This is a genomic window from Anoxybacillus amylolyticus, assembly GCF_001634285.1.
GTDB classification, from domain to species: domain Bacteria; phylum Bacillota; class Bacilli; order Bacillales; family Anoxybacillaceae; genus Anoxybacteroides; species Anoxybacteroides amylolyticum.
In genome coordinates, this window is record NZ_CP015438.1 from 62,861 (window position 1) to 77,288 (window position 14,428).

Genomic DNA, 14,428 nt, shown 5'->3' on the forward strand with positions numbered 1-14,428 from the left:
AGAAATATCCTCCTTAAATATAGATTTCATATTAGATTTTGAGTATATAGGATGCTCGGAAACGAACATGCAAGCATGTCCGCTTCCAAGTCTTACATAAGTATTTATACTTGAACAGCGCTGGAAAATCAATTATTCACCTTTATTTTTTTTGATGATTTCTTCAGCGATGCTCTTCGGAACTTCTTCGTAATGATCGAATACCATCGTGAATGTTCCCCGACCTTGCGTGTTAGAACGCAATGAAGTGGCATAGCCGAACATTTCAGATAGTGGAACCATTGCGCGAACAACTTGAGCGTTTCCGCGCGCTTCCATACCTTCTACGCGGCCGCGGCGAGATGTGATGTCACCCATGATATCTCCTAAATATTCTTCAGGGACGATGACCTCAACTCTCATAATTGGTTCAAGCAATACTGGATCACATTTTGTTGCCGCATTTTTCAATGCAAGTGAAGCAGCGATTTTGAACGCCATTTCACTGGAGTCGACATCGTGGTAAGAACCGTCGAATAGCTTCGCTTTAATATCGACAACCGGATATCCAGCAAGCACTCCATTTTGCATTGCATCTTCAAGACCTGCTTGAATTGCTGGGATGTATTCTCTCGGAACAACCCCACCGACGATCGCGTTTTCAAATTCGAATCCTTTTCCTTCTTCATTTGGCGAGAATTCGATCCAAACGTGACCGTATTGACCGCGACCACCAGACTGGCGCACGAATTTTCCTTCGACTTGCGCAGATTTGCGGAATGTTTCGCGGTACGCAACTTGCGGAGCACCGACATTTGCTTCGACTTTGAATTCACGACGCATACGGTCGACGATAATGTCAAGGTGAAGCTCACCCATTCCTGCGATGATCGTTTGACCTGTTTCTTGGTCTGTCCATGCGCGGAATGTTGGATCTTCTTCTTGAAGTTTTTGCAACGCTGTGCTCATTTTGTCTTGATCCGCTTTCGATTTCGGCTCAATCGCGATCTGGATGACTGGCTCTGGGAATGTCATCGATTCAAGGATGACAGGTGCTTTTTCATCACACAACGTATCCCCAGTCGTTGTATCTTTTAAACCGACCGCTGCAGCGATATCCCCTGCGTAAACTTTCGAAATTTCTTGGCGATGGTTCGCATGCATTTGTAGAATACGACCGATGCGCTCGCGTTTACGTTTTGTTGAGTTCAATACGTAAGAACCAGAATCTAATGTACCAGAGTACACACGGAAGAACGTCAACTTCCCAACATAAGGGTCTGTCATAATTTTAAACGCTAATGCAGCGAACGGTGCATCGTCGCGAGATTCACGCACTGTTTCTTCTTCTGTATCAGGAACAATCCCTTTAATCGCAGGGATATCCACTGGAGAAGGTAAATAATCGACGACACCGTCAAGCATTAACTGAACGCCTTTGTTTTTAAATGCAGAACCGCAGAATACAGGGAAGAATTCAACAGAAACGGTTGCTTTGCGAATGGCTGCCTTCAACTCTTCTTTTGTAATTTCTTCCCCTTCTAAATATTTCATCATTAATTCTTCATCAAGTTCTGCTACGGCTTCGATTAATTTTCCACGGTATTCTTCCGCCATATCACGATAATCTTCTGGGATTTCAATGCGTTCAATGTTTTTCCCTAACTCATCATGATAGTGGTACGCACACATTTCGACAAGGTCAATGATACCAGTAAACTGATCTTCAGCACCTATTGGCAATTGTACTGGGTGCGCATTTGCTTGCAAACGATCATGAAGCGTTTTCACCGAGTACAGGAAATCCGCACCAATCTTGTCCATTTTGTTAACGAACACGATACGCGGAACGCCGTATGTAGTCGCTTGGCGCCATACTGTTTCCGTTTGCGGCTCTACCCCAGATTGCGCATCAAGTACAGCTACCGCACCATCTAATACACGCAATGAGCGTTCCACTTCTACTGTGAAGTCTACGTGTCCTGGTGTGTCGATGATGTTAATGCGGTGACCTTTCCATTGCGCAGTTGTTGCGGCAGACGTAATCGTAATTCCGCGCTCTTGTTCTTGTTCCATCCAGTCCATCGTTGCTGCGCCTTCGTGGACTTCCCCAATTTTATGAACGCGTCCTGTGTAGAAAAGGATACGTTCTGTTGTTGTTGTTTTACCGGCATCGATGTGAGCCATGATACCAATATTGCGAGTGTTTTCTAAGGAGAACTCTCTTGCCATCTTGGTTTTTTCTCCTTCCTTTAAGTAAATATCGTGTGATAAAAAGTTGCAAATATAGGAATATAGGTGAGGAGCTAGCTTGCTACCTTCACCTATTCCTATTATACAATACAAACGAATAACTTCATTGTGAAAAAAATGATTACCAACGATAGTGAGCAAACGCTTTGTTCGCTTCTGCCATTTTGTGTGTATCTTCGCGTTTCTTCACCGATGCACCTGTGTTGTTTGCTGCATCTAAAATTTCGTTTGCTAGACGCTCTTCCATCGTTTTTTCCCCACGAAGACGAGCGTAGTTAACTAGCCAGCGAAGACCTAATGTTGTACGACGATCTGGACGAACTTCTACTGGAACTTGGTAGTTCGCACCACCGACGCGACGAGCGCGCACTTCAAGAACAGGCATAACGTTTTTCAATGCTTGTTCGAATACTTCCATTGGATCTTTGCCAGTGCGTTCACGGATAATATCAAATGCTGTGTAAAGAATTTTTTGCGCTTTTCCTTTTTTTCCGTCGATCATAATTTTGTTGATCAGGCGTGTAACAAGTTTAGAATTGTAAATCGGATCTGGTAGCACATCTCGTTTTGGAACCGGACCTTTACGTGGCATAGTTTTTCCTCCCTTCAAGAAAAAAATCCTAATTTTTTGCTTTTAACAACCAATTATTTTTTCGCTGCTTTTGGTCTTTTCGCACCATACTTCGAACGACCTTGCATACGGTTTGCTACCCCAGCAGTGTCAAGCGCACCACGAACGATGTGATAGCGTACCCCTGGCAAGTCTTTTACACGTCCGCCGCGAATTAATACAACACTGTGCTCTTGTAAGTTATGGCCGATACCAGGAATGTATGCTGTTACCTCAATACCGTTTGATAAACGTACACGAGCATATTTACGAAGCGCTGAGTTTGGCTTCTTCGGCGTCATTGTACCTACACGTGTGCACACCCCACGTTTTTGTGGAGATGCAACGTTTGTTTGTACTTTTTTAAAGCTGTTGTACCCTTTATTTAAAGCAGGGGATTTAGATTTTACCACTTTTTTCGTACGACCTTTGCGTACTAGCTGATTAATTGTAGGCATGATAAATTTCCTCCCTTCACACGTAAGTTCAAGCCCACACATCCAGGTGGCTCATTATTTATGCAAAAACAAAGTTTTTGTAGTGAAACCACAAAAACAGTTTTAACGAATAATCGCAACAGCTGCTGCTCCCACTTGGATTTTGCACGCTTTCCCGAGCTTTTTCATCGAGTCTACTTTCCTTACAGGAACGTTCGCTTCTTTTGCTGCTTCAACGATTTTATCAGTAATCGCTTTGTCAGCATCTTCCGCTATCACTACTTCCCGTACGTTTCCTTCTTTTAGAGCACGAACTGTTTGCTTTGTTCCGACAACTACTTCTTGAGCCTGTAATACTTTTTCATAAGACATTTTAAAATATCCTCCAAAGTACCAGGTTTTTGGAACACCTTTATTACATTAACATTTTCTTATGGCATTGTCAACTATTATTTTTGTTACCGGCAAGCAAAAGCTTACCGGTAACTAGTTTATGATGTTGGTACTTGTTCTTGTTTTTTCACGACTGGTTTGATTTTGCGATAACGCGCCATTCCTGTTCCAGCAGGAACGAGTTTTCCAATAATGACGTTTTCTTTTAACCCAAGCAATTCGTCTCGTTTTCCTTTAATTGCTGCATCGGTTAGGACGCGGGTCGTTTCTTGGAATGACGCTGCTGATAAGAACGAATCCGTTTCAAGCGATGCCTTTGTAATTCCCAGTAATACTGGGCGAGCAGTTGCTGGGCGTTTACCTTCTAGCAACACTTTGGCGTTTGCGTCCGTAAACTGATGAACATCGAGCAACGTGCCTGGAAGTACATCCGTATCTCCTGCATCGATTACGCGCACTTTCCGAAGCATTTGGCGAACCATAACTTCAATATGCTTGTCGCTAATTTCTACCCCTTGCATACGGTATACTTTTTGTACTTCACGAAGCAAGTACTCTTGTACGGCTGTAATGTCTTTTACTTTGAGCAGTTCTTTCGGGTCAATCGAGCCTTCCGTTAGTTCTTGACCGCGTTCGACATGTTGCCCTTCTTGAACCTTTAGTCTTGCATTATACGGTGCAGTATACGTACGTGTTTCCACATCGCCTTTTACGACGATTTCTTGTTGATGATCACGAGTTTCGGTAATTGAAACGACGACTCCGTCAATTTCAGAAATGACGGCTTGCCCTTTCGGATTGCGCGCTTCAAACAGCTCTTGAACACGAGGTAAACCTTGAGTAATGTCGTCGCCTGCGACCCCACCGGTATGGAATGTACGCATCGTCAACTGCGTACCAGGTTCACCGATTGATTGCGCAGCGATAATACCCACTGCTTCACCCACTTCTACTTCCGATCCGGTTGCAAGGTTGCGTCCGTAACATTTTTTACATACGCCGTGGCGCGTGTTACATGTAAATGCTGAACGAATCCATACTTTGTCAATACCCGCTTTAATAATCGCATTGGCGATATCTTCGGTAATCATTTCGTTTTCGCGAATGATAATTTCGTTTGTTTCTGGATGTTTGATCGTCTTTCTTGCATAGCGTCCAACTAACCGTTCTTCCAGTTTGACGATGACTTCTGTTCCGTCCGTCAACGCTCTTACAAGCATGCCACGGTCTGTTCCGCAATCGTCTTCTCGAACAATGACATCTTGTGCAACGTCAACAAGGCGACGTGTTAAATATCCAGAGTCGGCTGTTTTCAATGCAGTATCAGCCAATCCTTTACGCGCACCGTGTGTGGAGATAAAGTATTCCAATACGGTGAGTCCTTCACGGAACGATGATTTAATTGGCAACTCAATAATGCGTCCAGCCGGGTTCGCCATCAACCCGCGCATACCGGCTAGCTGCGTAAAGTTCGAAGCGTTACCGCGGGCACCGGAGTCACTCATCATAAAAATTGGATTGCGTTTATCGAGCGATTCCATCAACTTGCTTTGAATTTTATCTTTCGCTGCACTCCAAATGGAAATGACGCGTTCATAACGTTCTTCGTCGGTAATTAACCCGCGTCTAAATTGCTTTAAGACCGTATCGACTTTCGTTTGCGCTTCTTGTAAAATTTCTTGTTTTTCCGGCAAGACGACGATATCGGCTACACCGATTGTAATTCCGGCTTTCGTCGAATATTTAAAGCCCAAGTCTTTCATACGGTCAAGCATTTTCGATGTTTCCGTAATTTTGAAACGTTTAAATACTTCCGCAATAATATTTCCGAGTATTTTCTTTTTGAACGGCGGAACAAGTTCGCGTTTGCCAATTTCTTCTTTGACATTCACGCCTTTGTCAAGGAAATATTTATCCGGTGTTCTTTCTTCAATATTTTCTTGCGTCGGCTCGTTAATATACGGGAATGATTTCGGTAAAATTTCGTTGAAAATCAATTTCCCGACAGTAGTGATGAGCAGCTTACTGTTTTGCTCTTCTGTAAACGTTTCGTTTTTCAATGAGCCAGCATGAATAGCAATCCGTGTATGAAGATGGACATATCCGCTATGGTAAGCAAGCAACGCTTCATCCGTATCTTTGAAAATCATACCTTCACCGATCGCACCTTCGCGCTCCATCGTCAAGTAGTAGTTTCCTAATACCATGTCTTGTGAAGGAGTAACGACTGGTTTTCCATCTTTCGGGTTCAAAATGTTTTGCGCTGCCAACATCAATAGACGAGCTTCTGCTTGCGCTTCCGCCGATAATGGCACGTGTACCGCCATTTGGTCGCCGTCAAAGTCTGCGTTGTACGCCGTACATACCAGTGGATGTAGACGAATCGCACGACCTTCGACAAGCGTTGGCTCAAACGCTTGAATTCCAAGACGGTGCAACGTTGGGGCACGGTTGAGAAGTACTGGATGTTCTTTAATGACCGATTCTAGTACGTCCCATACTTCCGGATGCACACGCTCAATTTTCCGTTTTACGCTTTTAATATTGTGCGCTAATCCGCGCTCAACTAGCTCTTTCATGACGAATGGCTTAAACAATTCAAGCGCCATTTCTTTCGGTAACCCGCATTGGTACATTTTCAAGTTCGGGCCGACAACGATTACCGAACGACCAGAGTAATCGACACGTTTTCCAAGCAAGTTTTGTCGAAAACGGCCTTGCTTTCCTTTTAGCATATGCGACAACGATTTTAACGGACGGTTGCCCGGTCCTGTGACTGGACGTCCGCGTCGACCGTTATCAATAAGGGCGTCAACCGCTTCTTGAAGCATCCGCTTTTCGTTTTGCACGATAATGTTCGGTGCGCCGAGATCTAACAACCGCTTTAAGCGGTTGTTACGGTTGATAACCCGACGATATAAATCATTTAAGTCTGATGTTGCAAAGCGACCGCCGTCGAGCTGAACCATTGGGCGCAATTCCGGTGGAATAACCGGGAGAACATCCAGCACCATCCAAGCAGGGTCGTTCCCAGAATTGCGGAATGCCTCTAATACTTCTAGCCGTTTAATCGCCCGCGCACGCCGTTGTCCTTGCGCTGTTTTTAACTCTTCTTTTAAAGACTCGACTTCTTTTTCCAAATCGATATCTTGTAGAAGCTTTTTAATTGCTTCTGCTCCCATCGAAGCTTGGAACGAGTTTCCGTATTTTTCACGATAAGCTCGGTATTCTTTTTCAGAAAGAAGCTGTTTTTTCTCTAGCGGCGTATCACCCGGGTCAGTGACAACGTACGACGCAAAATAGATCACTTCTTCTAAAGCGCGTGGGGACATGTCTAAAACAAGCCCCATGCGACTTGGAATTCCTTTGAAGTACCAGATATGCGAAACAGGAGCAGCTAGTTCAATATGCCCCATTCGTTCGCGACGCACTTTGGCGCGGGTTACTTCCACGCCACAGCGATCGCAAACAACACCTTTATAACGTACGCGCTTATATTTTCCGCAATGGCACTCCCAGTCTTTTGTTGGACCAAAAATGCGCTCGCAGAACAATCCATCTTTTTCCGGTTTTAACGTCCGATAGTTGATCGTTTCTGGTTTTTTCACTTCGCCATACGACCACGAACGAATTTTCTCCGGCGAAGCAAGACCAATTTTCATATACTCGAAATTATTTACATCTAGCAAGGGGCCTACCTCCCTCTCAATCTCCAGGTTTTACCCTTATTGCCTCATCGTTTATTCTTTGGTGACAGTTTCTTCTTCCTTTTCTGGAACGATGCCGACTGTCATCGCATCCGCTGGCTGCACATCGTCATCGTCATCGAAGTTTTCCATGCTAATTTCTTTATCGTCGCTTGAAAGAATCGTAACATCCATTCCTAAACTTTGTAGTTCTTTAATCAATACTTTAAACGATTCTGGAACCCCTGGTTCTGGAACGTTTTCACCTTTGACAATTGCTTCGTATGTTTTCACCCGACCGACGACGTCATCCGATTTGACGGTTAAAATTTCTTGTAACGTATATGCTGCACCATATGCCTCAAGTGCCCATACCTCCATCTCTCCGAAGCGCTGACCGCCGAATTGTGCTTTCCCACCAAGCGGCTGTTGCGTCACGAGCGAGTACGGACCAGTCGAACGAGCGTGGAGCTTGTCGTCTACCATGTGTGCTAGTTTAATCATATACATGATTCCAACAGATACACGGTTATCAAATGGTTCCCCTGTGCGCCCATCGTATAACACCGTTTTTGCATCGCGAGACATTCCGGCTTCTTCTAAAATTGCCCACACATCTTCTTCACGCGCACCATCGAATACCGGGGAAGCGACATGAAGACCAAGCTTCCTTGCTGCCATTCCAAGGTGCAACTCAAGCACTTGCCCGATGTTCATCCGCGACGGAACGCCTAATGGGTTTAACATGATATCGACTGGTGTGCCATCTGGCAAGAACGGCATGTCTTCTTCCGGAAGGATTCTTGAGATAACCCCTTTATTTCCGTGGCGACCAGCCATTTTATCGCCCTCGGAAATTTTCCGCTTTTGCACAATGTATACGCGCACAAGCTGATTCACGCCAGGAGGAAGTTCGTCTCCGTCTTCACGGTTAAATACTTTGACATCTAATACGATTCCACCGCCACCATGTGGTACACGAAGTGATGTGTCCCGTACTTCACGAGCTTTTTCTCCAAAGATAGCATGCAATAGACGTTCTTCTGCCGTTAACTCGGTGACGCCTTTTGGTGTCACTTTCCCGACAAGCAAGTCTCCGTCTTTTACTTCCGCTCCGATGCGCACAATTCCACGTTCATCTAAATTGCGGAGTGCATCTTCTCCGACGTTTGGAATATCACGTGTAATTTCCTCAGGACCAAGCTTCGTGTCGCGCGATTCTGATTCATATTCTTCAATATGGATAGACGTATATACGTCTTCTTTCACAAGCCGTTCGCTCATAATAATCGCGTCTTCGTAGTTGTATCCGTCCCATGTCATGAAGGCAACAAGCACGTTGCGGCCAAGCGCCAACTCCCCTTTTTCCATCGATGGACCGTCAGCAAGAATTTCTCCTTTTTCGACGATATCCCCTTTTTGCACGATTGGGCGTTGGTTGTAGCATGTACCTTGGTTCGAACGAACAAACTTGAGCAGACGATATTTATCTAAATCGCCTTTTATTTCTTTGCCGTCCACTTCAATGAGGCGACGTACCCAAATTTCTTTCGCTTCCACTCGCTCAACAATGCCGCGATGTTTACAAATAACAGCCGCCCCAGAATCTTTCGCCGACACATATTCCATTCCTGTTCCGACAATCGGCGCTTCCGGCTGCAAGAGCGGAACTGCTTGACGCTGCATGTTTGCTCCCATCAATGCACGGTTTGAGTCGTCATTTTCTAAGAACGGGATACACGCTGTCGCTGCAGAGACGACTTGCTTTGGTGATACGTCCATATAGTCGACACGGTCGCGCTTCACAACAATGTTTTCACCACGGAAACGTGCCACAATGTCTTCGTCTAAAAATGTGCCGTCTTCTGCAAGTCGCGCGTTTGCTTGAGCAACGACGTAATTGTCTTCTTCGTCGGCTGTTAAATAATCAATACGATCCGTTACTTTTCCTGTTTCTGGGTCAACACGGCGATACGGTGTTTCAATAAAACCGAATTTATTGACTTTTGCATATGTCGAAAGCGAGTTAATTAACCCGATGTTCGGACCTTCCGGCGTTTCGATTGGACACATGCGCCCGTAGTGAGAATAGTGAACGTCGCGAACTTCGAATCCAGCGCGTTCACGCGTCAAACCACCAGGTCCTAGTGCGGAAAGGCGACGTTTATGCGTTAACTCCGCAAGCGGGTTCGTTTGATCCATAAACTGCGAAAGCTGCGAGCTACCGAAAAATTCTTTAATTGCCGCAATAACTGGTCGAATATTAATTAATTGCTGCGGCGTAATCGTATTCGTATCTTGAATGGACATGCGCTCACGAACAACGCGTTCCATGCGCGATAGCCCAATTCGGAATTGGTTTTGCAACAACTCTCCGACAGAACGAAGACGACGGTTGCCTAGATGGTCAATATCGTCTGTATCACCGACTCCGTGAAGGAGATTAAAGAAATAGCTAATGGATGCGATGATGTCACTTGGCGTAATATGTTTAACGTCTTCTGCAATGTATCCGTTGCCAATGACATGAATGACTTGCTCACCTTCGGGATCGTTCGGTGCATAAATTTTAATCGATTGTAGCGTAAATTCTTCGTCTACTACGCCACCAGCTTGTTTATACGTACGGAAGCCGATTCCGCTTTCTAAGTAAGGCAAAATGCGATCTAACGTCCGGCGGTCAATGACCGTTCCTTTTTCAGCAATAATTTCACCTGTTTCATGGTTGACAAGCGTCTCCGCGAGCCGTTGATTGAAAAGTCGATTTTTGATATGGAGTTTTTTGTTAATTTTATAGCGACCAACACTTGCTAAATCGTAGCGCTTCGGGTCGAAGAAACGGGAAATCAATAAACTTTTCGCGTTTTCTACTGTCGGCGGTTCACCTGGGCGCAACCGCTCATAAATTTCCAGCAACGCTTTTTCTGTACTTTCCGTGTTGTCTTTTTCAAGCGTGTTGCGAAGATATTCGTTCTCGCCAATTAAATCAATGATTTCTTGGTCAGAGCCGAATCCAAGCGCACGTAAGAGAACGGTGACAGGCAATTTACGAGTACGATCAATGCGAACGTATACGACATCTTTCGCATCGGTTTCATACTCTAACCATGCGCCACGGTTTGGAATGACTGTCGCAGAAAATCCTCGTTTTCCGTTTTTGTCTACTTTTCCGCTGTAGTATACGCTTGGGGAGCGGACAAGCTGCGAAGCGATGACACGTTCAGCACCATTAATAATGAACGTTCCCGTTTCCGTCATAAGAGGAAAATCCCCCATGAATACATCTTGTTCCTTCACTTCGCCTGTTTCTTTATTGATAAGGCGCACTTTCACGCGAAGCGGCGCTGCATATGTCACATCGCGTTCTTTCGATTCTTCTACCGAGTACTTCGGTTCCCCTAGACTATAATCAACAAATTCAAGGGAAAGATTTCCGGAAAAGTCTTCGATTGGAGAAATTTCTTTGAACATTTCTCTCAGACCTTCATCAAGGAACCATTGATAAGAGGAGGTCTGAATTTCGATAAGGTTTGGTAACTCGAGTACTTCACTGATACGCGCGTAACTTCTTCGTTGGCGGTGTCGTCCATATTGAACTAGTTGACCTGTCAACTGATTCACCCCTCAAATTCAAGCATTAATGAAAATAGCAGGCAACTTTTCTACACAAGAAATATTTGCCTTACTATCAGAGACAAAAGAAAAATGGTTTCTATATAAGAAAACCACATTTTCACCTATTTATTGATTTTATAATTTTTCCCAACGAAAATAAAATTATACATACAATCACCGAATAAGGTTACATATTTGGCATTTTATAATGCTACCATAGGTAAAAAAAACTGTCAATCTTTTTTTGCCTTTATGATATAATATCCTTTTTTCTTTGTGACCACTTCTACGTGACGAAATAATGTTTGTAGCTTCTCGAGTGCAGACGGTGCACCTTGCTTCTTCTGAATGACAACCCACAGTTCTCCTTTCGGAAGAAGGTGCTTCGTGCTTTGTTCAAAAATGGCGTGAACAATCTTTTTTCCTGCGCGGATTGGCGGATTTGTTAAAATTGACGCAAACGTCTTCTCTCCAACGTTGGCAAACAAATCACTCTGATAAACAACTGCGTTATGAAGGTGATTGATTTGCTTATTTTTGTTTGCCAGTTCAATTGCCCGCTCGTTAATATCAATCATTTCTACCCGACGGGTTGGAAACGACTTTGCGAGAGCCAATCCGATCGGTCCGTAACCACAACCAACATCTAAAATAGACCCATCGATTGCTGGTTCTGCAAATGTTTCAATTAGTAACCGCGAACCAAAATCGACTTCTCGCTTAGAAAAAACACCGCTATCTGTTGTAAATGTCAACTCATTCCCACGCAACGTAAAATTCCACGTCTGTATGTGGTGTGAAGAAGAAGGGGTTTTTGAATAATAATGTTCCAACGACATCACCTTTTTCTTATTTTCTTTTATCATTCCCTCTTTTTTATCATAGCAAAAAAGCTCGCTAATGATAGCGAGCTTTTTTTCGTTTAGACAAGATTACTTCACTTCTACAACAGCGCCAGCTTCTTCAAGTTTCGCTTTGATTTCTTCTGCTTCTTCTTTAGAGATGCCTTCTTTAACTGGCTTTGGAGTGTTGTCTACTAAGTCTTTTGCTTCTTTTAAGCCAAGACCCGTAAGTTCGCGCACAACTTTGATAACTTTGATTTTTTGTGCGCCGCCATCTTTAAGGATAACGTCGAACTCTGTTTTCTCTTCAGCAACTTCACCAGCAGCTGCACCGCCAGCAACTACTACAGGAGCAGCAGCAGTTACTCCGAACTCTTCTTCAATTGCTTTTACTAAGTCGTTTAGTTCTAAAACAGTCATATTTTTAACCGCTTCAATGATTTGTTCTTTAGTCATTGTAATATTCCTCCCTTAATCGTAATTATTAAAATCCAGAAACTTTATGCACCTTGTCCTTCTTTCTGCTCAGCAACTGCTTTTGTAACAAGCGCGAAGTTGCGGATTGGTGCTTGAAGAACACTAAGCAACATAGAAAGCAATCCTTCGCGAGAAGGAAGGTTTGCAAGTGCTTTAACTTCCTCTACTGTCGCAACATTTCCTTCGATGACACCTGCTTTAATCTCTAATGCTTCGTGCTTTTTCGCGAAGTCATTTAGAATTTTCGCAGGGGCAACAACGTCATCGTTGCTGAACGCGATCGCATTCGGACCTGTAAGCACTTCATCTAATCCTTCTAATCCAACTTCCGCAAGCGCACGGCGAGTTAGCGTGTTTTTGTACACTTTGAACTCGATGCCTGCTTCACGAAGCTGCTTACGAAGCTCCGTTACTTCCGCTACGTTTAGACCGCGATAGTCGACGATAATCGTTGATTTACTCGCGCGGAATTTGTCAGCGATTTCCGCTACTACTTGCTTTTTGAGTTCGATTGCGCTGCTCATCCTTACACCTCCTGTAGATAAATCCGAACCACTTATACCGCAAAAACCTCCATGTCTACGTAGACATGGAGGTGCCTTAAAAGTGCTTAATACAGCACTTTTTCTATGTCAGGAACACCTCGGTAGGAAATTAAGCTCTATTGGAGCACCTACTGTCTACGGTACAAATGATATTCGTTTTTCAAACAATGTATATCATACTAAACCGTATCTAAAAAGTCAACCGTTTATCTTGCTACAGCAAACGTAGAAGGATCGACTTTAATTCCAGGTCCCATTGTCGAAGTAACCGTTACGTTTTTCACATACGTACCTTTCGCTGCAGCTGGTTTTACTTTTAAGATTGTTTCGTAAATAGTTGTAAAGTTATCAACAAGCTTTTCGCTGTCAAACGAAATTTTTCCGATCGGAACGTGAATGTTACCTGATTTATCTACACGATATTCTACTTTACCAGCTTTAATTTCTTTTACTGCTTTTGCTACATCAAACGTAACTGTACCAGTTTTTGGGTTTGGCATTAATCCTTTAGGTCCTAAAATACGTCCTAATTTACCAACTTCCCCCATCATGTCTGGAGTAGCAACGATTACGTCAAAGTCAAACCAACCTTGTTGGATTTTGTTGATATAATCTGTATCGCCAACGTAATCAGCGCCTGCAGCTTCAGCTTCTTTCGCTTTTTCACCTTTCGCAAACACAAGCACACGCTGCACTTTACCAGTACCATGTGGCAATACAACCGCCCCGCGGATTTGTTGGTCTGCTTTCTTCGGATCAACCCCTAGACGGAATGCCACTTCTACCGTTGCATCAAACTTTGCAATGCTTGTTTTTTTTACAAGTTCAATTGCTTCTGTTACAGAGTACGCTTTAAAGCGGTCTACTAGCTTCGCCGCTTCCACATATTTTTTTCCTCTTTTAGCCATTTAAATTTCCTCCTTATTGTGGTTTTAGCGGAATAACCTCCCACGAATAAAGGTTGCGAAAAGGAATGAATCCTTGTAGTCGCAACCTTCCCTAGCCAGCCTATGCTCCATTAGTCTTCGATAACAATGCCCATGCTGCGGGCTGTACCTTCAACCATGCGCATTGCAGCTTCAATGCTCGCTGCATTTAAGTCTGGCATTTTCGTCTCAGCAATCTCACGCACTTTGTCGCGCTTGATTGTCGCTACTTTATTACGGTTTGGTTCGCCGGAACCTGACTCGATACCAGCTGCTTTTTTAAGTAATACAGCAGCAGGTGGAGTTTTCGTAATGAATGTAAATGAACGGTCCTCGTATACCGTAATTTCAACAGGAATAATCAAACCTGCTTGGTCAGCTGTACGAGCATTGAATTCTTTACAGAATCCCATGATGTTAACACCAGCTTGACCTAACGCTGGACCAACTGGTGGTGCCGGGTTCGCTTTACCTGCAGGGATTTGTAGCTTCACGACTTTGATTACTTTTTTAGCCACGAGACACACCTCCTTAAGTCCGTGATGTGGTATTAGGGATGTTCCCTCCCACTCGATTAGGTTACGAAAAAGGGCGTAACCTCCCTTTTCTCCTATTTTCTTAGATAGGAGAACGATTCTCTATTCCGAAAGCTCCCTTATGGCAAT

The 14,428-nt window shown here is 44.0% G+C and carries 11 protein-coding genes and 1 other annotated feature; all 11 genes read right to left on the reverse strand.

All coding sequences use genetic code 11. The annotated features are described in order from the left end of the window. Nucleotides 1-132 precede the first annotated feature (132 nt). The gene (gene fusA, locus GFC30_RS00390) at nucleotides 133-2,211 is read right to left on the reverse strand and encodes an elongation factor G (protein WP_066322073.1); all 2,079 of its coding nucleotides are present in this window, start codon (nucleotides 2,209-2,211) and stop codon (nucleotides 133-135) included. Nucleotides 2,212-2,353: 142 nt separating this feature from the next. Continuing rightward, nucleotides 2,354-2,824: a 30S ribosomal protein S7 gene (rpsG, locus tag GFC30_RS00395; protein WP_066322074.1), complete on the reverse strand. Its 471-nt coding sequence runs from the start codon at nucleotides 2,822-2,824 to the stop codon at nucleotides 2,354-2,356. 53 nt (nucleotides 2,825-2,877) lie between these two features. After that, complete coding sequence (gene rpsL / locus GFC30_RS00400) at nucleotides 2,878-3,300, reverse strand: 30S ribosomal protein S12 (protein WP_066322075.1); 423 nt, start codon at nucleotides 3,298-3,300, stop codon at nucleotides 2,878-2,880. A 102-nt stretch (nucleotides 3,301-3,402) separates the two neighbouring features. Further along, entirely contained in the window at nucleotides 3,403-3,651 is a 249-nt protein-coding gene (locus GFC30_RS00405) for a 50S ribosomal protein L7ae-like protein (protein WP_066322081.1), read from the reverse strand. A gap of 119 nt (nucleotides 3,652-3,770) precedes the next feature. Continuing rightward, nucleotides 3,771-7,361 (reverse strand): DNA-directed RNA polymerase subunit beta', encoded by a 3,591-nt coding sequence (rpoC, locus tag GFC30_RS00410; protein ID WP_066322082.1) that lies wholly within the window; start codon nucleotides 7,359-7,361, stop codon nucleotides 3,771-3,773. Between the two features lie 51 nt (nucleotides 7,362-7,412). Next, a complete protein-coding gene (rpoB, locus tag GFC30_RS00415; protein WP_066322083.1) occupies nucleotides 7,413-10,970 on the reverse strand; it encodes a DNA-directed RNA polymerase subunit beta in 3,558 nt (1,185 codons plus the stop codon). Nucleotides 10,971-11,206: 236 nt separating this feature from the next. Next, on the reverse strand, nucleotides 11,207-11,839 hold the full coding sequence (locus GFC30_RS00420) for a class I SAM-dependent methyltransferase (RefSeq protein WP_409978489.1): 633 nt from the start codon (nucleotides 11,837-11,839) through the stop codon (nucleotides 11,207-11,209). Nucleotides 11,840-11,905: 66 nt separating this feature from the next. After that, nucleotides 11,906-12,271, reverse strand: coding sequence for a 50S ribosomal protein L7/L12 (gene rplL / locus GFC30_RS00425; RefSeq protein WP_066322085.1), 366 nt, complete (start codon nucleotides 12,269-12,271; stop codon nucleotides 11,906-11,908). Between the two features lie 44 nt (nucleotides 12,272-12,315). After that, complete coding sequence (rplJ, locus tag GFC30_RS00430) at nucleotides 12,316-12,816, reverse strand: 50S ribosomal protein L10 (protein ID WP_066322088.1); 501 nt, start codon at nucleotides 12,814-12,816, stop codon at nucleotides 12,316-12,318. A 31-nt stretch (nucleotides 12,817-12,847) separates the two neighbouring features. After that, nucleotides 12,848-12,996, reverse strand: a sequence feature (ribosomal protein L10 leader region). Between the two features lie 47 nt (nucleotides 12,997-13,043). After that, complete coding sequence (gene rplA / locus GFC30_RS00435) at nucleotides 13,044-13,745, reverse strand: 50S ribosomal protein L1 (RefSeq protein WP_066322091.1); 702 nt, start codon at nucleotides 13,743-13,745, stop codon at nucleotides 13,044-13,046. Between the two features lie 110 nt (nucleotides 13,746-13,855). Continuing rightward, nucleotides 13,856-14,281 (reverse strand): 50S ribosomal protein L11, encoded by a 426-nt coding sequence (gene rplK, locus GFC30_RS00440; protein ID WP_027410223.1) that lies wholly within the window; start codon nucleotides 14,279-14,281, stop codon nucleotides 13,856-13,858. Between the last annotated feature and the right edge of the window lie 147 nt (nucleotides 14,282-14,428).

What these genes read in the sequence shown, in the direction of transcription:
- rplL (WP_066322085.1), bottom strand. Translation starts at nt 12,271, where the DNA reads ATGACTAAAGAACAAATCATTGAAGCGGTTAAAAATATGACTGTTTTA.
- rpsG (WP_066322074.1), bottom strand. Translation starts at nt 2,824, where the DNA reads ATGCCACGTAAAGGTCCGGTTCCAAAACGAGATGTGCTACCAGATCCG.
- fusA (WP_066322073.1), bottom strand. Translation starts at nt 2,211, where the DNA reads ATGGCAAGAGAGTTCTCCTTAGAAAACACTCGCAATATTGGTATCATG.
- GFC30_RS00420 (WP_409978489.1), bottom strand. Translation starts at nt 11,839, where the DNA reads ATGATAAAAGAAAATAAGAAAAAGGTGATGTCGTTGGAACATTATTAT.
- rplA (WP_066322091.1), bottom strand. Translation starts at nt 13,745, where the DNA reads ATGGCTAAAAGAGGAAAAAAATATGTGGAAGCGGCGAAGCTAGTAGAC.
- rpsL (WP_066322075.1), bottom strand. Translation starts at nt 3,300, where the DNA reads ATGCCTACAATTAATCAGCTAGTACGCAAAGGTCGTACGAAAAAAGTG.
- rplJ (WP_066322088.1), bottom strand. Translation starts at nt 12,816, where the DNA reads ATGAGCAGCGCAATCGAACTCAAAAAGCAAGTAGTAGCGGAAATCGCT.
- GFC30_RS00405 (WP_066322081.1), bottom strand. Translation starts at nt 3,651, where the DNA reads ATGTCTTATGAAAAAGTATTACAGGCTCAAGAAGTAGTTGTCGGAACA.